The organism is Flavobacterium sp. PL002, from assembly GCF_054165825.1.
The window spans coordinates 1,524,369-1,543,872 of sequence record NZ_CM135110.1; the positions used below are offsets into that span (position 1 = coordinate 1,524,369).

Sequence of the window (19,504 nt, forward strand, 5' to 3'; positions counted from 1 at the left end):
TTTGAAGTATTTAAACTCAAAGTTAACACAATTGCTATTTTTATAAAATGATAATTATCAGCTTTATTTGTTTAATAACAGCTCTACTTCCTTAATAAATTAGCATTATAAAGTATTAAGAATAATACTATTTCATTGCCTCAAAAGTGTAGCCATGAAACAGCAATTTAGCTACAATTCTATTAGGTAATGTTTCTGCACCGCCATAAATTTCAAGATCTCCTTTTTCTAAACCTGCAGAACTTATTTTTTCCATACCAGATACAGCTCCTCTTAATCCGAAATATTTGTTATCCCAAGTGATTATTTCATTTTTAACACGTTTATTAGTAGTAGGGTTTTCAGATCCTAATTTTACGTCATACCAGCTACCAACAAGTCTTGATCTATTTTGCTTTCTACTATTATTATCTAATTCGCTGTATAATGAATTCACTTCATAAACTAAGCTTGGCGCAAAGCCTGCAATAAATACAATACTTTTTTTATTAATGGAGCCAATAACAACATTCACCTCTTTACCAGCAACATCTTGAAGTTGAAAAATATCGCTGTTTTTAACGGATACTTTAGCTTTTACCATCACATCATTTTCAGCCTTAAGTTCGTTTTTTGCCTTTAAATTAGCATCTCCCAAAACTTTATCAATATCTGTTGGTGTTCCATTAATAAATTCTAAAACACCTTTTTCATCTATACCTGCGGCGCTAATAAATTTGTATTTTTCATTACAAACACTCGCCACAATAGCATTTTGAAAACTCAGGCCTTGATCTTTACCATAGTCTAAAACTTCATTTGTTTTATTAGTAGACAAATCAGTTAATACACTCCAATAAACCGTTGACCCATCAATTAATGAACTTACCTTTCTCTCAATTGAAAAAATAGGCCTATTATCTAAAGAAACAATTTTATAAACTAACTTCTGTTTATCTAAAATTGCAACCTCAACATCATCAATACTGATTTTGTTCTTTTTAATTTTAATTTTTTGTGCAAATGTTGTCAAACAGGCAAACATCATAGCTACTAGTAATCCTTTTTTCATATAATTTAAATATTATTTTTTAGCGTAAAAATACGCTTTTTTTCAATCATTTATTTGTTTAATAATACCGCTGCTTCCTTAGCAAAATAAGTCGAGATCAAACTAGCCCCTGCTCTTTTAATACACATTAATTGCTCCATCATGATTTTGTCGTGATCTAGCCAGCCTCTTTCGGCAGCAGCTTTAATCATTGCATATTCACCCGAAACATGATACACCGTTACAGGAACATTGACTGCGTTTTTTACTTCACGAACAATATCTAAATAAGCAATTCCTGGTTTCACCATCACCATATCAGCCCCTTCTTCAACATCCCAAAGTGCTTCTTTGATAGCTTCAATGCGGTTTGCATAATCCATTTGGTAAGTTTTTTTATCTTTTGGCACCACAACATCTGATTCTCTCGGCGCACTATCTAGAGCATCACGAAAAGGACCATAAAAAGCCGAAGCGTACTTAGCGGAGTAACTCATGATGCCCACATTATGGAAACCTGCTGCATCAAGACCTTGGCGCAAGCGCAGTACACGGCCATCCATCATGTCTGAAGGTGCAACAAAATCAGCTCCTGCTTGAGCGTGTGAAATTGCCATTTTTACCAACGCATCATTTGTAGGGTCGTTAGCAACATCACCATCAGTTATTATTCCGTCATGACCATAAATAGAATAGGGGTCTAAAGCAACGTCAGGCATTACAACCATCTCTGGACAAGCTACTTTGATTGCACGAATAGCTTCTTGCATTAATCCGTTCTCGTTCCACGCTTCTTTACCTGTATTGTCTTTTAAATCCTCGCTAACTTTTACATAAATATTCACTGCACGAATACCCAAATCAAATAATTCTTTTACCTCTTTTACCGTTAAATCTATTGAACGACGAAAGATTCCTGGCATAGAAGGGATTGCTACTTGTACGTTTTCTCCCTCTGCAATAAACATGGGAAACATAAAATCGGATGGACTTAAAGTAGTCTCTCTAACGAGACTTCTAATGGACTCATTGGTTCTTAATCTTCGACCTCTTTGTAATGGGAACATAATTTATCTATATTTGATACAAAGATAAAAATACTAATTCTTTCTATGCCATTTAAAAATCTTAAATTTATATTCCCTTGGAGAACATACCAACAAAAGTTTATAAATAACATCCACAGTCATATTATCGACAATCATTTGCATGTTGTTGCGCCTCCCGGTTCAGGAAAAACAATATTAGGCTTAGAAATAATGCGTCAATTAGGTAAAAAAACCTTAGTTCTCGCACCTACTTTGACGGTAAGGAATCAATGGGAAGATAGGTTGCAAAATTTCTTTTTAAAAGACGAAACATATCAGGACTATTCTTTTGACTTAAGCAAACCAAAGGCGGTTACTTTTTCTACCTACCAATCACTTCATGCTTTTTATAAAAGATTTGAATTTGAAGCAGATTATTACTCTTTTTTTGAAAAGGAAAAAATTGAAGTCATTATCTTAGATGAAGCTCACCATTTAAAAAATGCATGGTGGAAGTGCTTGTATAGTTTAAAAATCGAACAAAACCTTACCGTAGTTGCGCTAACAGCCACGCCTCCTTATGATAGCGAACCTATTGAAGTATCTAAATATTTTAAACTATGTGGTGAAATTGACGATGAAATTGCCGTCCCCGAATTAATTATAGAAGGAGATCTTTGCCCACATCAAGACTTTGTATATTTTTCGAAACCCAAAGATTTAGAAATTAACTTCATTTTTGATTATCGAATGAAGATTTCTAATTTTATAGATGCTATTAAAACAGATACTGATTTTATTTCATTTATAAACTCACATCGATTTATAACAAAAACACAAAGGCATTTACCTGAAATATATGATAACCCTGAATATTTTTCGGCACTATTGATTTTTCTAAATGCTATAAATCAAAATGTACCACTAGAAAAATTAAACATTCTAGGATTTGAAAAAAACGATGAAATTGATTTTCCCTCGTTTTCAACTGATTGGGCGCAATTATTGTTTCAAAATCTATTAATAACCGATAGAATGGCGTTAATACTAAACGAAAAGTACTTGAATAGCTTAGAGCAAAAATTAAAACGCTTAAATATTTTTGAAAATAAGAAAGTAGATTTAGTTGGAGGTGATTTTTTATACAAGTCGTTAGCCAATAGTCCTAGCAAACTACAAAGTATTGTATCGATAGTAACAAATGAATACTGTAATTTAAAACACGATTTACGGGCTGTAATTTTAACCGATTATATAAAAAAAGAATTTAAAAACACTAAAACAGAAGCAATACAATCTATAAATAGACTGGGTGTTATACCTATTTTTCACTATTTGCGAACAAGTGAATTTCCTAAAAAGAACATCGCAGTTTTAACAGGAAGCTTGGTAATAATTCACGCCACAACAATTGCTGCCTTTGAAAAATTTGAAGATATTGACAATTTCACCATATCACCATTAGAATCAGATCCTGAGTTTATAGAAATCACACCAAAAACTGTTACGAATCATTTAGTAAATACTATTACAAAATTGTTTGAAAACGGCAACATCAAAATCTTGGTGGGTACAAAATCATTGTTGGGCGAAGGTTGGGACGCGCCCTCAATAAACACGCTCGTCTTAGCCTCCTTTATAGGTTCGTTTGTTTCATCTAATCAAATGCGCGGTAGAGCCATTCGATCAGAAAAAAAAAATACACACAAAACAGGAAACATCTGGCACCTTGCATGTCTTGACCCTACTGTTAATAATGGCGGTAAAGATATTGCAACTCTTAAAAGAAGGTTTGATGCTTTTATAGGTGTTTCAAACAATGAAGAAAATGAAATTGAAAGCGGAATTGACCGATTAAATCTACCCACAAACTTTAAGGACGTAGATACAGCGCAACTGAATATTAAAACATTAGAACAAGCTAAAAATAGACATGAATTAAAAACAAAGTGGACACTAGCAACACATAAAGGAACTGGAATTTCTAGAGAAATAAAAGAGTATTATTCTGGAGAAGTCCCTTATGAAATAGCAAAAAAGTCTGCTTTTAAAGATGTTGTTCGGTATAATTTACTAGAATTATCAGTAGCCATTACCTTCTTTTTACCCAAATATTTAATAGAAAATTTTCACGAGATTCTATCCAAAGGGTTTCTTGCGTTTATGTATTCTTTACTTGGCGCATTGGGATTAACATTTGGATATAAATCATACATAGCTATAAAAAACTATATTCAATTTGGTCTTTTACACAAGGATCTTGAAAAAATTAGTCACGCCCTTTTAGACAGCATGCTTGAATTAAACATAATCCATACTGATAAAATAAAAATCAGACTACTAACTTATATTCAACTTAAAGGAGAAGTGGTTTGCTCTATTCAAGGTACAACCGCAATAGAAAGTGCCATATATATAAATGCCCTACAAGAAATTATCGAACCTATAAAAAATCCTCGTTATTTAATTATTAAAAAAAGTTGGTCCAAACAAAAATTCAATATTCAAAACTACTATTCCGTTCCTCAGATTTTTGGCGACAAAAAAGAGCGTTGTCAAATTTTCTTAGCAAATTGGGAGAAGAATGTTTGTAAATCTACACTTGTTTACACTCGGCATTACGTAGGTAGAAAGATTTTAATTCGTGCCAGAATGTATCATTTATCTACTGCTTTTGAGAAAAAAACAAAAAAAGCAGTTATTTGGAACTAGTTTTTAAAATATGTTCTATTTTTGAAAAATGAGGAAAATAGTATTAATTTTATTTTGTGTTTTATTTTCTAGCTGTTTCAAGATTACCGAAAAATTAAACCACAAGAGCAATCAAACTGGTGACTATAGTTTAGTTATTGACTTTTCGGACTCTTGGATAAAGACTCGGGCAGCAATTATGCTGGGTGAAGTCGATGGTGACAAAATTCCTAGTGAAAATGAAATGAAGCAAAAGCTAGCCCAATTTAGAGCCGATGCTTCAAAGATTAAGGGAGCGTCTAAAATTTATACTTCCTATGATTTTAATAATTATGTTTTTAAATTAAACTTCAGTTACAACTCTATAGAAACTTTAAACGCCGTTTTGAATAGTATCAATAAGGAAAACAAGGTTGATCATTTTAAAGAATCTAACGGAAGGTTTGAGCGGATTGCCTCTTATCCTATTCCAAAAAAACTAAAAGAAAAAGAAGATTTAGAAAAGGCCACTATTACCGCCATTTATACCTTTGATAAAGTAATTAAAACGGTACAAAACCCAAATAGTAAACTTTCTAAATCTAAAAAAACGGTTTTTTTAAGATACGATGTATGGCGTGTTTTAAATGACAATAACCTTATGAATAATTCCATCAGCTTTACCCTTTAAAATTTATTATGAAAAAAATTTATGCCTTCTTATTTTTGTTGCCGCTCCTAACATTTAGTCAAGTAAACGACGAAAAATATGATTACTTTGTTCAGCTAAATACTGCTGAATTTTCAAAAAAAGTCAATATCGATAGCCTCTTCAACCATAAGTTATTTAAAAGTTTTAATAAAGAAGACTCTAAAATAAAATTAATAAATTTTGTTGCTTCTTTAGACAAATCTAGAAATGCTACAATTCACGGGAATTATAAAGATAGCCTATCTTATACCCAAATTACATTGCCCATTTTAGATGAAAATAGCATCACTCAAATGGTACAACAAATTATTAAAAAAAGTGATAGTACAAACAGTGAGCATATTATAAAAAACAGCAATTACTCTCTTTTTTCTCCAGCAAAAGAGGATTTTACCATTGCTTGGGATCAAAACGTTTTAATACTATACGTTACTTATAATACAGCTGCTAATAGAAACCTTGCTTATGCGGATTATGATGAAGAAGGTGTAGTTGAAGAAGAGTATGCAGAAGACGTTGCCGATAATGACACCGTAGTTGTTAGTGAAGCCGAAGATGTTGTCTATGAAAACAATGAAATTGAAAGCACTGCGGTAGTGGCAGTTGACACAACCGAAACAGAGGAAGTTTATTACGAAGACGATGAGGAATATGACGATGCTTATTACGAAAAAATAAGAGCCGAAAATGAAATTATACTTGCCGAAGAAAGAAAATTAACTCATGAAAAACATGCAATTGCAATTGCAAAAATATTTGAAAATGGTTTTGAAACACCTTATTCATCTAAAGTGAATACTAAGGCAGATGTGTCAGCATGGATTAATTACGAAACGTTTTCAGAAAAGATAAGTTCGTTTTACTATGCTATTGCAAAATTAGCCACTAACAACGTGCCCACTCCAGCAATGCATAGTATAAAAGGAATGTATCTGGATATGTTTTTTGAAAACGACAAAGCAAGAGTAGAAGAGACCATAGAATACTCAAAACCACTTGCAGACATTATGAAAAAAGTGATTTCAAGAAAACCAAATAAAAATATTTTTCAGTTTTTTCCAAAAACAGAACCCTTGGCTTATTTGTCTTACCACTTGAGTACTGAAGAAATTTTAAAAAACTACCCTTCTCTAATTGAACAATCATTCTCTAATTTACCTATTAAAAAATACGGATTAGACATTGCATTAGATCTTATGACAACAATTGTTGATGAAGAAGCTACTGCAACGCTATTAGACGGTGATTTTACCCTGTTTTTTCACGGAATAGAGAAATATGACTACACATACAAATCAGTTGATTATGACGACGATTATGAAGAAATTGAAGTTGAAAAAACAATTTCTAAAACAAGACCTATTTTTTCTTTTATCGTGACCTCAACTCACCCTAAAATGAGTGCTAAATTATTAGACCTAGGAGTAAAGCAAAAGGTACTGACGCTAGACAATGGAGTATACAAATTAAAGAAAACAGAACAAACTGGTGAAATATCTATTATTAGAGACGGAGATGTATTAGTGTTCTCTAACGGAATGGACTATTTAACAAACGGAGCACGTTCTGACTTTTCAAATAAAGTTTCAAAAGATTTATCTAAAAATAATTTTATTGGAAACATCAATATTGGAAAATTCATCAAAGCCTATATGCAAACGGAAGAATTAGGACAAAACACCGCTAAAGCATTACGTGTATCTAATCAATTTAAAAACATTGAGCTGAAATTATCCAATAAAATAAGTGGAAATAAAATGAAAATGAACATTAACTTACAATCTAATTTTTCTAATCAAAACATTATTCTACAATCTTTGGATTTGATTGATTATGTAAAGTAATCCAAATATAAAACTCGTTTAAACAAAATGAGCCTGATACAGTGTATCAGGCTCATTTTTATTTATAAATAGCTTAAACCGTATCAAAAAACATTTTCAACTGATTCAAAAACCTCTTTTACAGATTTGACTGTTTTGAATCGGTATCCAATAAAAACTTCAATTCTAGACTTGGTATTTAGTAATTCAACCGTATTCCTGTTCTAGAACTCGTAGTCTCTATAGTTGTACTTTATTCCTGAGAACAAATCATATAATTCTATAACCTCTTTTACCGTTAAATCTATCGAACGACGAAAGATTCCTGGCATAGAAGCAATTTCTACTTGTACGTTTTCTCCCTCTGCAATAAACATGGGAAACATAAAATCTGACGGACTTAATGTCGTCTCACGAACTAATGAACGAATAGATTCACTTCTTCTTAATCTTCTACCTCTTTGTAATGGGAACATATATTTTTTAATTAATTTTTATAGTAATATTTCTGGTTTCAACAGACGAATTTAAATCCAAAGATGGGCAATATTCGAACTTCAATATATAAGTACCGGCTTTTACTGCTTTAAATTTCCAAATTTCATATCCACCACCCCCAATGACTTCGGCACCACTTTTTGTCGGGGCATAGCTGTTAGTTATCAACTCTACCGACTTATCGGTTTGGTTGTCTACCCATTTCCAGGAGTAACCAGTTGACGCGTTAAAAATTAATGGAACATCGAAAGTCTCATTTTTATTTACTTCATAATAATTCGATTCGACATAATCATCGATTTTCGATTCGTCATTATTAGTACAAGAGAACAAGCCAACCACCAAGATAAAAAATATTGCTTTTTTCATGATTCTTAATTTTAGATAATATATTAAGTTATGTATTTATATTAAGATGCTAATTACAAAAAAAGGTTGCGTTATCAGATCCATTTTATGAAATTATAAAATTAAAACCACTACGCTGCGTTCACTAAAACTTTGAACAATTTGATGGACTTAAAGTCGTCTCGCGAACTAATGAACAATTAGATTCATTTGTTCTTCATTTTCTGTCTCTTTTTAATGGAAACACAAATTCTACTTATAGTTTCGTCTTTAAATTCTACCAGTCCTAAAAACTAGTCAGAGCTTGTATTATGTAATTGATGCTTTATAAATTTCATTGATACTTTTATCGATCATCAGATTGAAATCATCATCAGATTGATTAAAAGTTACACCCTCAACTAATGCTCTGGAAAAACTTGCGATCAAACCGTTATTAGCAGCTAATTTTCTATTTGCTTCATCTTTCGAATAGCCTCCTGATAATGCCACCACACGAACAACATTTGGATGAGATTGTAAGTCGGCATAAAAGTTATCAGTCTCGGGAAGAGTCAATTTCAGAATTACTTTTACGGACTCATCTAGCGCGTCAAGATGCAGTTTTAATTCGGCTTTTAATATTTCTTCAGACTTTGCTTTATCAGTACTCTTAATATCAATTTCTGGTTCAATAATAGGTACCAAAACCTGTTCAAAAATTTGATGAGCGATTACAAATTGCTGCTTTACAACATTGCGAATTCCTTCACTGTTTGCCTCCTTAATTAAAGAGCGCATCTTGGTACCAAAAATATTTCTTTCCACAGCACGACTTAGTAAAGCGTCTAGATTTGTGATGGGTTTCATTATTTGAACACCATCCTTTAGTTCGGATAGGCCTTTATCAACTTTTAAAAATGGTACAATCCCTTTTTTATTCCAAAGATAATCTGCGGTCCATTCCCCGTCAATTTTACGGTCCATTGTGTTTTCAAACAATATTGCACCAATTATGAATGAACTATTAAACTTTGGACTTTTAATAATACGGGTTCTCATTTCATGAACGAGCAAATACATTTCCTCATCATTGGCAAAACTACTTTCTTCAACGCCATATTGAGCAAGTGCTTTTGGCGTACTACCGCCGCTTTGATCTAATGCGGCAATAAATCCTTTACCAGATTTCATTCTCTCTAACTGTGCTGAATATTTCTCTTTTCTATCCATCTTAATAATGTTTAGGTATAATAAATAGTTACACGCTAATTTAAACCCATTCTTTAGGATATTCTAACACTTTGATTAGTTTTTCTTCCTCACTGCCTTCTTCTGGATGATGGTCGTACACCCATTGCACGTGCGGTGGCAAACTCATCAAAATTGATTCAATTCTTCCATTGGTTTTTAAACCAAATAATGTTCCTTTATCGTGAACCAAATTGAACTCCACATAACGACCACGACGAATTTCTTGCCATGTTTTTTGAGCTGGAGAATACTCTAAATCTTTTCTTTTTTCAACAATTGGAACATAAGCTTGCAAGAAACTATTCCCAACTTCAGACACAAAGTTGAACCAATCTTCCATCTTCATATCATCAGTAGCTTTACAATAATCAAAGAACAAACCTCCTAGACCTCGCGCTTCATGACGGTGCGCATTCCAGAAATAGGCGTCACACTGTTTTTTATATTTTGGATAAAAATCTGGATTGTGTTTATCACAAGCCGTCTTACACGTTTCATGAAAATGTTTTGCATCTTCTTCGAATAAATAGTAAGGCGTTAAATCTTGTCCACCACCAAACCATTGCTGAATTACATCACCTTTATCATCGTACATTTCGAAATAACGCCAATTCGCGTGTACCGTAGGGACCATTGGGTTTCTTGGGTGCAAAACCAAGCTTAGTCCGCAAGCAAAGAAATCTGCTTCGCCTACACCAAACATTTTTTGCATCGCTTCTGGTAATTTTCCATGAACAGCAGAAATATTAACACCGCCTTTTTCAAAAACTTTTCCGTTCTCGATTACACGTGTGCGACCTCCTCCACCCTCTGAACGATCCCAAAGATCTTCTTTGAATTTGGCTTGACCATCAACAGCTTCTAGTCCAGCTACGATTTGATCTTGTAAGTTTTGTATGTATGTGTAGAATTTATTTTTCATGTTTAAAAATTGCAAATTCAATGTAAAAATGTTTATTCTTAGCTTCAAATTCTTTTGACAAAATCTCGACGAAAATTTTATCTTTATAATCAGTTAACTGAATTCCAAAAACTGAGAAACTAAAATCAATTTCTTCAATCACCTGATGTTCAACTACACTTTTTTTCATTAATAATAGAGGCTTTTGTTTTAATTCGATTAGGAATATTTTTAAAAAAATTATCCAAAATTGATCATTTTCAAAAGTATATTGATATTTGAAACCAATATTTAGATAAAGAACCTCTTTTAATTCTACTACTAATTTTTTAATGGATAATATTTCATTAATTCCTACAACAAAATCATTTTTCTTAAGTCGCTTTGAAAACAAAGAACTGATTTCATTAATGATTACTGGTGATAAACCTCTATCTAAACTTTTATGAAGAAACCAATTACAATAATGATTTAAAATTTTATATCTATTTTTTTGATCTTCCATTTCTAATAACAATCTAACTTTTATCATAAAGAAAGAAATGTTTTCAATAGATAACGAATTTTTATCAAAAAAAGACTCTATATCGTTTAATGTCTTTTGCTTTAACTCCATTCTCTTTAATTTTTAATTAAAGCTAACTTATTAAAAATCCCAAATGAAAAGGCTTTACTTTCTGCCTGGATATGAACATAAACAGCAATCGCTTTTGCTATAAAATCGACCGAATTACCTTTAGAATAGTCTACTAAAAAATCAGCAAAGCGCTCTTTGTCTTCCCAATCAAAACCATATCCACTAAGTAGTGTGATTAAATCTTTTTCTGAGATTTCTTGTAGAATAGCAGAACTTAATTGTATTTCTGTCAACTGATTATCAATTAAACTCGTGTCTTCAATATTCCAAAATTTGGGTACAAAAACCAAAGAAAGTAAAGTGCTCAACATAGTGTCAATCTTTACTTTCTTCTCGTCTCTTAATCCTTTATTTAGCATTGGCTATTATTGATTGTATTCCTTCACTGCGTCAATAAAGGCCTTAGCGTGATCTACAGGAATATTTGGTAAAATACCATGGCCTAAGTTCACGATGTATTTGTCTTTTCCGAATTCGTCAATCATTTCGTGAACCATTTTCTTGATTACCGGAATTGGCGATAACAATCTTGATGGATCAAAATTACCTTGTAAAGTAATGTTTCCACCAGAAAGGTATCTAGCATTTCTAGGCGAGCAAGTCCAGTCTACTCCTAATGCAGAAGCACGGCTTTTTCCCATTTCGCCAAGAGCAAACCAACATCCTTTTCCGAAAACAATAACCGGAGCGTCATCAGCAAGTGCTTCAACGATTTGGTTGATGTATTTCCATGAAAATTCTTGATAGTCAACTGGAGACAACATTCCGCCCCAAGAGTCAAAAATTTGAACGGCATTTACTCCCGCTTTTACTTTTTCTTTTAGGTATAAAATAGTGGTATCTGTAATTTTTTGTAGTAAAACATGCGCTGCTTCTGGGTATTGAAAACAGAATCCTTTAGCTTTATCAAAGCTTTTCGATCCTTGTCCTTCTACTGCGTAGCACATAATTGTCCAAGGCGAACCTGCGAAACCAATTAATGGCACCTCATCATTCAACATTTCTTTAGTCAATTTGATAGCATCAAAAACATATCCTAACGTTTCATGAACATCAGGAACAATTACGTTCTCAACATCTTGAATCGTACGAATTGGATGTGGCAAATACGGACCAAAATTTGGTTTCATCTCTACATCAATCCCCATTGCTTGTGGAATCACCAAGATATCTGAGAATAAAATCGCAGCATCTGGAGCGATTCTACGAATAGGTTGTACCGTAATTTCGGCAGCCAATTCTGGAGTTTGACAACGGGTGAAAAAATCATATTTATCACGCAAAGCGATAAATTCTGGTAAATACCTACCGGCTTGACGCATCATCCAAACTGGTGGACGTTGCACTGTTTCTCCTTTTAATGCTCTTAAAAATAAGTCGTTTTTTATCATTTTATTGCTATTGGCTAGTCGCTTTTGGCTTTTAGCTGATGGTTTATCTTGTTTTGTTTCTTTTAATTACCTTCTTCAGGCATTGGAGTGTAATGCTGAATTACTTCGAGAATTACTTCTTCAATAGTAGGCACTTCAGGAATTATGATATTTTTTATTTTTTTCTCTTCTAGGGCAGCAGCTGTTGTGCTACCAATACAAAAGCAAAATTCTTTTTTGATTTTATTATTCGATAAATAACTTTCTACAGCAGATGGACTGAAGAACAGTATTCCGTCAAAATTTTCTTGATCCGAAATTTTAAAAGGCGCTAATGTAGTTTGGTACACTTCGATTTCGTTATACGTGATTCCGGCATCTTTCAAAGCTTGTGGTAACGTCTCTTTACGCAAGTTTCCGCTAAAAAAAGTATAACTTTGTTGGTTGTAGATTAAGGTGATAATCTCCGCTAATTCTGATGCATAGTCAAGATAAACGTCTACAGTAAACCCATTTGCTTCTAATAATTCTTTGGTTTTGATACCCACACAAAAAACTGGTTTGGTTTTTAATGCTTCCCAGCCGTTTTGCTCCATCAAACTAATAACAGCATTTTGACTACTAAAAATTAAATTGGTATTGATTTTATTTAGATCAAAAAGGTTATTTTTAATTTCGATAAAATCTTGTTCTAATAGATCAAAATCTGCGTCTAGAAGTACTTGTCTCTGTTCGTCTGATAATGTTTTAGTGGATAAGATGCTTATTTGGCTCATTATTTCTTCAAATTATTTTTGATTTCCGTCATCAGTTTTGTTCCTCCATTATTCAGCACTTCTTGAGCCGAATAGAATCCTAGTTTCTTCCATTCTTCGATAGGAACAATTTTATCAACTTCAATTTTTTCTTTTCCGTCAAGCGAAAACAAAACTCCTTGAAAATGGATGGTGTCTTCTTCTTCATTATAACGTGCCAAAGCACCAATTGGCGCCGTACAACCGCCTTCGAGAGTTTTAAGGAATTGGCGTTCTATATAGGTTACGATTTCTGTTTCAATGTCATTTAAATGCGAAAGAGCATCAAGTGTAAAGGCATCATTTTGCATCGCCACCACAAGCATAGCGCCTTGTGCTGGTGCAGGAATCATCCAATCTAAGTTGATGTAATTGTCTGGTTTCAAATTGATTCTTTCTAATCCTGCTGCTGCAAATACAGCTCCGTTCCAGTCGCCTTCGTTGAGCTTTTTCATACGTAAATTTACATTTCCGCGAAGGTCAACTACATTGTGGCTAGGATATTTGTTTAACCATTGTGCTTGACGACGCAAACTTCCAGTGGCAATAGTCCCAGAGGCAGTAAGAAAATCAAGGTTTCCTTTATGCACTAAAATATCTAAGGTATTGGCTCTTTCAAGAACCGCTGCCTGCACAATTCCTTGTGGCAAAGCAGTAGGAACATCTTTCATAGAATGCACTGCAATATCTACCGCACCATTAATCATGGCGACATCTAAGGTTTTAGTAAATATACCCGTAATTCCTAATTCGTACAGTGGCTTATCAAGAATGACATCTCCAGTTGATTTTACAGCAACAATTTCGGTTTTATAACCTAAATCATTTAACTTTTTCTCTACAGTATGTGCTTGCCAAAGTGCGAGTTCGCTATCGCGAGTTCCTATTCTTATTGTCTTTTCTGCCATTTTTATTTTTTGATTTCAAAATAAGTTTTGATTTAAAACCATTAAGAAATTAAGATTCATTAAGTTGTACTCTCTTCAAATAACTTCAAAATAAAGATTGTGTCAACCTTACTTCGCTGCCAATCCTATTTTGAAAACTTTTTCGATCCATTCAATGCTTTCATCCACCATTGTATCATCGTCTTTTAAATGGTTAGCAAACTGTGTGGTGATTTTTTGAATAATTCGTGCAGAAATAATTTCTGCTTGTTCTTCGTTAAAATCAGCTATTTTTTTACTTTGGAAATTCAACTCAGATTTTTTGATAGCATTCAATTTTTCTTTTAAGGCATGAATTGTAGGAGCAAATTTGCGTCCTTTTGTCCATACATTAAATTCTTCTTTGATTTCTTCGATAATAGCTTCCGCTGCAGGAATATGATTTTTTCTGTTTTCTAAAGTTTCGTCCGTTAATTGCGAGAGGTAATCCATGTGAATTAAAGTCACATCCTTTAAATCCTCAACATCTGCATGTACATTTTTCGGAATTGATAAATCTAAAATCAACAACGGTTTTTTAAGATTTAGTATCGCCTTGTCTACTGTAGGGTTTTGAGCCCCCGTAGCAACAACCACAACGTCTGCTTTTTGCAATTCTAAATGCAACTCTGAGTAGTCTTTTACAATAAGATTTAACTTTCCAGCTAGTCGTTCAGCCTTGTCTTTAGTTCTATTAATAAGAGTGATGTGCTCGTTCTTAGTATGTTTTACCAAGTTCTCACAAGTATTTCTACCTATTTTACCCGTACCAAATAACAAGATGTTCTTATTACCAATATCCTCAACGTTCTTAATAATATATTGAACCGCTGCAAAAGAAACCGAAGTCGCTCCTGAACTAATTTCTGTATCGTTTTTGATTTTTTTACTAGCCTGAATTACGGCATTCACTAATCTTTCCATGAAAGTATTAGCTAATCCCATTGCTTTTGATTGCGTAAAACTAGATCTTATTTGAGATATAATTTCAAAATCGCCTAGAATCTGACTGTCCAAACCAGTCCCAACTCTAAACATATGACTTATTGCTTCTTGGTTTTTATAAACAAAACCTACTTTTTGAAACTCTTCAACGCTTCCGTTACTGTTTTCACAAATCAATTTTATCAATTGAAAAGGGTGTTCTGCAAATCCGTATATCTCTGTCCTATTACAAGTAGAGGTAACAATTAAACTCTCAATCCCCTCCGTTTGTGCTTGTTCTAGCAAACGTGTCTTTGCTAAAGTATCTAAGCTGAATTTACCTCTCATCTCGGCATCCGCTTTTTTATAGCTTAGTCCAACAGAATAAAAATAGTGATGCTTTGATTGGTTGTTATTTTCCATATAAATACTTTTCAAGAAAGTTCAGCAAAATTATCACTATACTATTTATAAAAGTAACGCTAGAAGTACTTTTTATAACGCTACATGTTTTTTTATTCCTAAAGGGCTAATAATTACTAAAAAACGCTATTTTTGTACTGAAATCAAGTTATTAGCATTCATTTACTTAGAATGATTCTAAATAAAAAGAGCTGATAATTATCATCTTTTCAACATAAATATATCGCTATGAGTTCACAAGAAATTATAAAGATTGAAGACGACTTTACCTTAATTCGGTTTCAGAATGACAGTACTGAAGTTTTCAATGCACAACGTGAAGTGAGTAGCGGGTTGATTCAATTTCATTTTGGATTAAAAGGAAGTGCAAAATTTAATTTCAATCAAGGAAATTATGCCTTAGATTTAAAAGAAGAAAAATCACTGCTTTTATACAATCCACAAAAAGAGTTGCCTCTAAATTTAGAGTTAGCACCTAACTCGTGGGTGATCTCCGTAATTGTTTCGATCCAAAAATTCCACGCTTTGTTTTCTGCGGAAGCGGACTACATTACTTTTTTAAGCGGTGATAATAAAGATAAAAAATATTACAACGAAGGAAATATTAGCCCCTCAATGGCAATTGTTTTAAGTCAGTTGTTTCATTACAATTTACATCCTTCGATAAAAAACCTTTACTATCGCGGGAAAGGCTATGAATTATTAAGTCTATACTTTAACCGTACCGAAGACCCAAATGCAGAGCAATGTCCGTTTCTAACCGATGAAGACAATGTGATTAAAATTCGAAAAGCCAAAGAAATCATTTTAGCTAATATGGCTGAACCACCTGGATTGCAAGAATTAGCAGATCAAGTGGGTTTGACTTTAAAGAAACTTAAAATGGGTTTTAAACAAATATATGGCGACACCGTTTATGGGTTTCTATTTGATTACAAAATGGATTTTGCTCGAAAACTACTCGACAGCGGCTCCTATAATGTCAACGAAGTAGGTTTAAAAATAGGCTATAGCACAGGAAGTCATTTTATAGCCGCTTTCAAAAAGAAATTTGCAACAACTCCCAAAAAATATTTAATGTCAATAAATCCAGCAACTTAAGCAGCATTGATTTTATATATTAAACAATAAATAAAAAATAGTTAATCCCAATTTATAAAAAAGTAAGATTCGTTACTTTTACAAAAGATTTCCAATCCGAAATTTTGGGATTCAGAAAAACAATAAAGAAAAAATTAAAATCTATATGAAAGGTGTATTATTAGTAAATCTTGGTTCTCCTGAAAGTCCAACTCCCAAAGATGTTAAACCGTATTTAGACGAATTTTTAATGGATAAATACGTTATTGACGTTCCTTTTCTATTAAGAGCATTGCTTGTTCGCGGAATTATATTGCAAACAAGACCTAAAAAATCAGCTGCCGCTTACGCAAAAATATGGTGGGATGAAGGTTCACCATTAGTAGTGATTTCAAAAAGAATGCATGAAAAAGTAAAAAAACAAGTTGAGATACCCGTTTCCCTAGCTATGCGTTATGGAAACCCGTCTATACTAGCAGGATTACAAGAACTAAGAGACAAAGGAGTTACTGAAGTACTACTTTTCCCGTTGTATCCACAGCATGCTATGGCATCAACGACAACTATATTAGTTTTAGCTGAGGAATTGCGTAAAAAGCATTTTCCAGAAATGAAATTTACTTCGGTTCCTGCTTTTTACAACAAACCCGATTATCTTAAAAACTTAGCCGATTCTATAAAAGGACATTTAGAAGGTTTTGATTATGATCATTTGTTATTTTCTTATCACGGAATCCCAGAGCGACACATTCGTAAAACAGATGTAACAAAATCGCACTGTAAAATTGATGGTTCTTGTTGTAACACTCCATCACCAGCACATGAGTTTTGCTACCGTCATCAATGTTATGAAACTACAAAGCAAGTGGTGAAATTATTAGGAATTCCAGAAGAAAAATACAGCCAAACATTTCAATCACGTTTAGCGGGTGATAAATGGTTAACACCATACACTGATGTTGAAGTAAATAAAATGCCTGAAAAAGGAATCAAAAAACTAGCTGTAGTCACTCCTGCATTTGTATCTGACTGTTTAGAAACACTTGAAGAGATTGCAATGGAAGCCAACCATGAATTCAAAGCTCACGGCGGTGAAGAATTTAAAGCAATTCCATGTTTGAATGACGGCGATGAGTGGTGTACAACAGCAAGTAACTGGATTAATAGCTGGGCGATATCTCAAAAGTTAGCTTACTAAATGGCGGTTAGTGCAGAGGAACTAGGAACCCAAGACATTAAAAAACTCTTGATAAAACAAGCAGTTCCAGCATCGGTGGGAATTTTATTTATGTCGGTTAATATTTTAATTGACACCATATTTGTTGGTCAATGGATTGGTTCTTTAGCCATTGCGGCAGTAACCGTTGTCCTGCCCATCACCTTTTTCATCTCCTCATTAGGAATGGCAATAGGAGTGGGTGGTGGCTCTGTGCTTTCACGTGCGCTAGGAGCAAATGACAAAGAGAAAGCCTTGTTCACTTTTGCCAATCAAATTATGATGACCTTTTTAATGGCATCTGTGTTTGTACTACTAGGCATGTTTTTTAGTGAAGACATGTTATTGCTTTTTGGCGCTAAAGGTGCCATTGTTAAGCCAGCAACCGAATTCTTTTTTCCCATCATATTATCCGTCCCTTTTTTAGCGCTTTGCATGATGGGAAACAACATTATACGTGCCGAAGGGAAAGCAAAATTTGCCATGTATGCCATGATTATTCCGGCATTTGTCAACATTATATTAGATGTTGTGTTTATAAAAATAATGAATTTAGGGATGTTTGGAGCTGCATTAGCAACTTCTATATCCTATTTTATGTGTTTTGTTTTTGTTTTTTGGTTTTTTAGATACAAAAGCGAACTAAAGTTAAAATCAAGGCATTTTAAATTTCATTTCCCCATAATAAAAGAGATTACGACATTGAGTTTTGTTACTTTTTCGAGACAAGGCGTAATAAGTATTCTTTCTATTATTCTAAATCATACACTGTATACTTATGGAGGAGAACATTCCTTAGCAGTCTACGGAATCATAAGTCGCATGTTAATGTTTGCTTTATTTCCAGTTCTTGGAATCACCCAAGGATTTATCCCTATTGCTGGTTACAACTATGGATCAAACAATTTTGAAAGAGTAAAGGAAAGCATCCAAATATCGATTAAGTATGCGGCTCTTTTAGCTGCTTTTATATTTGTCTTTATTCTATTTTTTGCAAAACCTATTGTCGCTGTTTTTACCACAGACCCACAAGTTATTGCTGAAACTCCCAATGCCCTGAGATGGGTTTTTGCGGCTTCTCCCATTATTGCTATCCAGTTAATAGGCGCTGCTTATTTTCAAGCAGCTGGGAAAGCAAAAAAAGCATTATTCTTGACTTTAAGCAAACAAGGTTTTTTCTTAATTCCGCTAGTACTTATTCTACCAAATTTTTTCGGTATTTTTGGCGTTTGGGTTTCTTTCCCAATTGCCGATGTTTTATCAACAATGATCACTGCTTATTTCTTAAAAAAAGAAATGAACACCAAACTAACAAAACACCCTGATGGATCAATATTATGACTACCTCAAATCATTACATCTAATATTTGTAATCACCTGGTTTGCAGGATTATTCTACATCGTTAGACTTTTTGTTTACCAAATCGAAGCTGCCAGTAAACCATCGCCTGAAAAAGAGATACTTCAAAAACAGTATAAAATCATGACGTATCGATTATGGTATATTATTACTTGGCCGTCGGCAATATTGGCGAGCATCTTTGCCTTTTGGATGATATTTTTTACAGCAAGAGGGAGTGCATGGCTGCAAACACCTTGGATGCAAGTAAAACTTGGCTTCGTATTTGCATTGTATTTATATCATGCTAAATGCCACCAAATTTTTAAGCAATTGCAGGAAAACAAAGTAAATTATACTACTAACTTCATGAGATTGTGGAATGAAGGAGCTACAATAATTTTATTTTCGGTAGTTTTTTTAGTCGTGTTAAAAGATGCCTTCAACTGGATTTATGGAGTAATAGGCATCATCTCGTTCTCGGTCATCATTATGTTGGGCTTTAAATTCTATAAAAGAATACGAGAAAAGAACAATAATCAGTAGTTCCAA

At 33.3% G+C, this 19,504-nt stretch carries 18 protein-coding genes and 1 pseudogene; 7 read left to right on the forward strand and 12 right to left on the reverse strand.

Features of this window, described 5'->3' with window-relative positions; translation table 11 throughout:
* Positions 1-127: 127 nt before the first annotated feature.
* Together ACVEGE_RS06650 and hemB are read right to left on the reverse strand one after the other, a co-directional pair.
* Positions 128-1,051, reverse strand: coding sequence for a hypothetical protein (locus ACVEGE_RS06650; RefSeq protein WP_173855441.1), 924 nt, complete (start codon positions 1,049-1,051; stop codon positions 128-130).
* A 50-nt stretch (positions 1,052-1,101) separates the two neighbouring features.
* Entirely contained in the window at positions 1,102-2,097 is a 996-nt protein-coding gene (gene hemB, locus ACVEGE_RS06655; protein ID WP_173855440.1) for a porphobilinogen synthase, read from the reverse strand.
* Between the two features lie 45 nt (positions 2,098-2,142).
* On the opposite strand from hemB, the gene ACVEGE_RS06660 reads away from it, so the two are divergent.
* Genes ACVEGE_RS06660 through ACVEGE_RS06670 form a run of 3 tightly spaced genes read left to right on the forward strand, consistent with a single transcriptional unit; the run spans position 2,143 to position 7,284 of the window.
* Positions 2,143-4,770, forward strand: coding sequence for a DEAD/DEAH box helicase family protein (locus tag ACVEGE_RS06660; RefSeq protein WP_173855439.1), 2,628 nt, complete (start codon positions 2,143-2,145; stop codon positions 4,768-4,770).
* A 28-nt stretch (positions 4,771-4,798) separates the two neighbouring features.
* Positions 4,799-5,419 (forward strand): hypothetical protein, encoded by a 621-nt coding sequence (locus tag ACVEGE_RS06665; RefSeq protein ID WP_173855438.1) that lies wholly within the window; start codon positions 4,799-4,801, stop codon positions 5,417-5,419.
* A gap of 8 nt (positions 5,420-5,427) precedes the next feature.
* Positions 5,428-7,284, forward strand: a complete 1,857-nt coding sequence (locus ACVEGE_RS06670) for a hypothetical protein (RefSeq protein WP_192500802.1) — start codon at positions 5,428-5,430, stop codon at positions 7,282-7,284.
* A 245-nt stretch (positions 7,285-7,529) separates the two neighbouring features.
* On the opposite strand, the pseudogene ACVEGE_RS06675 reads toward ACVEGE_RS06670, so the two are convergent.
* From ACVEGE_RS06675 to hemA, 10 genes and pseudogenes are all read right to left on the reverse strand, one after another.
* A pseudogene (locus ACVEGE_RS06675) lies at positions 7,530-7,739 on the reverse strand (porphobilinogen synthase); the annotation flags it as partial.
* 7 nt (positions 7,740-7,746) lie between these two features.
* A complete protein-coding gene (locus ACVEGE_RS06680; protein WP_173855436.1) occupies positions 7,747-8,130 on the reverse strand; it encodes a protease inhibitor I42 family protein in 384 nt (127 codons plus the stop codon).
* Between the two features lie 288 nt (positions 8,131-8,418).
* Entirely contained in the window at positions 8,419-9,321 is a 903-nt protein-coding gene (locus tag ACVEGE_RS06685) for a fructose bisphosphate aldolase (RefSeq protein WP_173855435.1), read from the reverse strand.
* 40 nt (positions 9,322-9,361) lie between these two features.
* Entirely contained in the window at positions 9,362-10,264 is a 903-nt protein-coding gene (gene hemF, locus ACVEGE_RS06690) for an oxygen-dependent coproporphyrinogen oxidase (RefSeq protein WP_173855434.1), read from the reverse strand.
* On the reverse strand, positions 10,254-10,859 hold the full coding sequence (locus ACVEGE_RS06695; protein ID WP_173855433.1) for a hypothetical protein: 606 nt from the start codon (positions 10,857-10,859) through the stop codon (positions 10,254-10,256). The genes hemF and ACVEGE_RS06695 overlap by 11 nt, the downstream gene beginning before the upstream one ends.
* A 5-nt stretch (positions 10,860-10,864) precedes the next feature.
* The gene (locus tag ACVEGE_RS06700) at positions 10,865-11,239 is read right to left on the reverse strand and encodes a hypothetical protein (RefSeq protein WP_192500803.1); all 375 of its coding nucleotides are present in this window, start codon (positions 11,237-11,239) and stop codon (positions 10,865-10,867) included.
* A gap of 6 nt (positions 11,240-11,245) precedes the next feature.
* A complete protein-coding gene (gene hemE, locus ACVEGE_RS06705) occupies positions 11,246-12,271 on the reverse strand; it encodes a uroporphyrinogen decarboxylase (RefSeq protein WP_173851646.1) in 1,026 nt (341 codons plus the stop codon).
* Positions 12,272-12,333: 62 nt separating this feature from the next.
* Complete coding sequence (locus tag ACVEGE_RS06710; RefSeq protein WP_192500804.1) at positions 12,334-13,026, reverse strand: uroporphyrinogen-III synthase; 693 nt, start codon at positions 13,024-13,026, stop codon at positions 12,334-12,336.
* Entirely contained in the window at positions 13,026-13,952 is a 927-nt protein-coding gene (hemC, locus tag ACVEGE_RS06715; RefSeq protein WP_192500805.1) for a hydroxymethylbilane synthase, read from the reverse strand. The genes ACVEGE_RS06710 and hemC overlap by 1 nt, the downstream gene beginning before the upstream one ends.
* 108 nt (positions 13,953-14,060) lie before the next feature.
* On the reverse strand, positions 14,061-15,317 hold the full coding sequence (gene hemA, locus ACVEGE_RS06720) for a glutamyl-tRNA reductase (protein ID WP_173851638.1): 1,257 nt from the start codon (positions 15,315-15,317) through the stop codon (positions 14,061-14,063).
* A 228-nt stretch (positions 15,318-15,545) separates the two neighbouring features.
* On the opposite strand from hemA, the gene ACVEGE_RS06725 reads away from it, so the two are divergent.
* From ACVEGE_RS06725 to ACVEGE_RS06740, 4 genes are all read left to right on the forward strand, one after another.
* Positions 15,546-16,418 (forward strand): AraC family transcriptional regulator, encoded by an 873-nt coding sequence (locus tag ACVEGE_RS06725; RefSeq protein ID WP_173851635.1) that lies wholly within the window; start codon positions 15,546-15,548, stop codon positions 16,416-16,418.
* A 145-nt stretch (positions 16,419-16,563) separates the two neighbouring features.
* On the forward strand, positions 16,564-17,595 hold the full coding sequence (gene hemH, locus ACVEGE_RS06730) for a ferrochelatase (protein WP_173855428.1): 1,032 nt from the start codon (positions 16,564-16,566) through the stop codon (positions 17,593-17,595).
* On the forward strand, positions 17,596-18,954 hold the full coding sequence (locus ACVEGE_RS06735; RefSeq protein WP_173851631.1) for an MATE family efflux transporter: 1,359 nt from the start codon (positions 17,596-17,598) through the stop codon (positions 18,952-18,954). It begins immediately after the preceding gene.
* The gene (locus tag ACVEGE_RS06740) at positions 18,938-19,498 is read left to right on the forward strand and encodes a CopD family protein (RefSeq protein WP_192500806.1); all 561 of its coding nucleotides are present in this window, start codon (positions 18,938-18,940) and stop codon (positions 19,496-19,498) included. Before ACVEGE_RS06735 ends, ACVEGE_RS06740 begins: the two co-directional genes overlap by 17 nt.
* Positions 19,499-19,504: the final 6 nt, after the last annotated feature.

Excerpts from the sequence above, each read along its gene's own strand:
- ACVEGE_RS06650 (WP_173855441.1), bottom strand. The coding sequence starts at position 1,051 with ATGAAAAAAGGATTACTAGTAGCTATGATGTTTGCCTGTTTGACAACA.
- hemB (WP_173855440.1), bottom strand. The coding sequence starts at position 2,097 with ATGTTCCCATTACAAAGAGGTCGAAGATTAAGAACCAATGAGTCCATT.
- ACVEGE_RS06660 (WP_173855439.1), top strand. The coding sequence starts at position 2,143 with ATGCCATTTAAAAATCTTAAATTTATATTCCCTTGGAGAACATACCAA.
- ACVEGE_RS06665 (WP_173855438.1), top strand. The coding sequence starts at position 4,799 with ATGAGGAAAATAGTATTAATTTTATTTTGTGTTTTATTTTCTAGCTGT.
- ACVEGE_RS06670 (WP_192500802.1), top strand. The coding sequence starts at position 5,428 with ATGAAAAAAATTTATGCCTTCTTATTTTTGTTGCCGCTCCTAACATTT.
- ACVEGE_RS06680 (WP_173855436.1), bottom strand. The coding sequence starts at position 8,130 with ATGAAAAAAGCAATATTTTTTATCTTGGTGGTTGGCTTGTTCTCTTGT.
- ACVEGE_RS06685 (WP_173855435.1), bottom strand. The coding sequence starts at position 9,321 with ATGGATAGAAAAGAGAAATATTCAGCACAGTTAGAGAGAATGAAATCT.
- hemF (WP_173855434.1), bottom strand. The coding sequence starts at position 10,264 with ATGAAAAATAAATTCTACACATACATACAAAACTTACAAGATCAAATC.
- ACVEGE_RS06695 (WP_173855433.1), bottom strand. The coding sequence starts at position 10,859 with ATGGAGTTAAAGCAAAAGACATTAAACGATATAGAGTCTTTTTTTGAT.
- ACVEGE_RS06700 (WP_192500803.1), bottom strand. The coding sequence starts at position 11,239 with ATGCTAAATAAAGGATTAAGAGACGAGAAGAAAGTAAAGATTGACACT.
- hemE (WP_173851646.1), bottom strand. The coding sequence starts at position 12,271 with ATGATAAAAAACGACTTATTTTTAAGAGCATTAAAAGGAGAAACAGTG.
- ACVEGE_RS06710 (WP_192500804.1), bottom strand. The coding sequence starts at position 13,026 with ATGAGCCAAATAAGCATCTTATCCACTAAAACATTATCAGACGAACAG.
- hemC (WP_192500805.1), bottom strand. The coding sequence starts at position 13,952 with ATGGCAGAAAAGACAATAAGAATAGGAACTCGCGATAGCGAACTCGCA.
- hemA (WP_173851638.1), bottom strand. The coding sequence starts at position 15,317 with ATGGAAAATAACAACCAATCAAAGCATCACTATTTTTATTCTGTTGGA.
- ACVEGE_RS06725 (WP_173851635.1), top strand. The coding sequence starts at position 15,546 with ATGAGTTCACAAGAAATTATAAAGATTGAAGACGACTTTACCTTAATT.
- hemH (WP_173855428.1), top strand. The coding sequence starts at position 16,564 with ATGAAAGGTGTATTATTAGTAAATCTTGGTTCTCCTGAAAGTCCAACT.
- ACVEGE_RS06735 (WP_173851631.1), top strand. The coding sequence starts at position 17,596 with ATGGCGGTTAGTGCAGAGGAACTAGGAACCCAAGACATTAAAAAACTC.
- ACVEGE_RS06740 (WP_192500806.1), top strand. The coding sequence starts at position 18,938 with ATGGATCAATATTATGACTACCTCAAATCATTACATCTAATATTTGTA.